Origin of the sequence: Sphingomonas sp. GC_Shp_6, from assembly GCF_026540835.1 — a bacterium.
Lineage (GTDB): Bacteria > Pseudomonadota > Alphaproteobacteria > Sphingomonadales > Sphingomonadaceae > Sphingomonas.
In genome coordinates, this window is record NZ_JALNUO010000051.1 from 1 (window position 1) to 526 (window position 526).

Annotated in this window: 1 protein-coding gene; it reads left to right on the forward strand. The window is 64.6% G+C overall.

Annotated features, from left to right (window positions below; translation table 11 throughout):
* Positions 1 to 15: 15 nt before the first annotated feature.
* Positions 16 to 526 (forward strand): ribose-phosphate diphosphokinase (gene prs / locus OXQ95_RS18635; RefSeq protein ID WP_267383132.1); only part of this gene is annotated, 511 nt, incomplete at its 3' end.

Here is a 526-nt window from a genome sequence, read left to right on the forward strand (position 1 = left end):
GCGGGAGACGAAGCCATGAAACTGATGACCGGCAATTCGAACCTGCCCCTTGCGCAGGCGATCGCCGCCTATCTCGAGATCCCGCTGACCGATGCGCTGGTGCGCCGCTTCGCCGACGAGGAGATCTTCGTCGAGATCCGTGAGAATGTGCGCGGCGAAGACGTGTTCGTCGTCCAGTCGACCGGCTTTCCCGCCAACGACAATCTGATGGAGCTATTGATCTGCATCGATGCGCTCAAGCGCGCGTCGGCCCGCCGGATCACCGCGGTCATCCCCTATTTCGGCTATGCGCGGCAGGACCGCAAACCAGGGCCGCGCACGCCCATCTCGGCCAAGCTCGTCGCCAATCTCATCACGGTGGCGGGCGCGGATCGCGTGCTGTCGGTCGATCTCCATGCCGGGCAGATCCAGGGCTTTTTCGACATCCCGACGGACAATCTCTATGCCGCGCCGGTGATGTCCGCCGACATCCAGGCGCGCTTCAAGGGGCGCAACCTGATGGTCGTCTCGCCCGACGTGGGCGGCG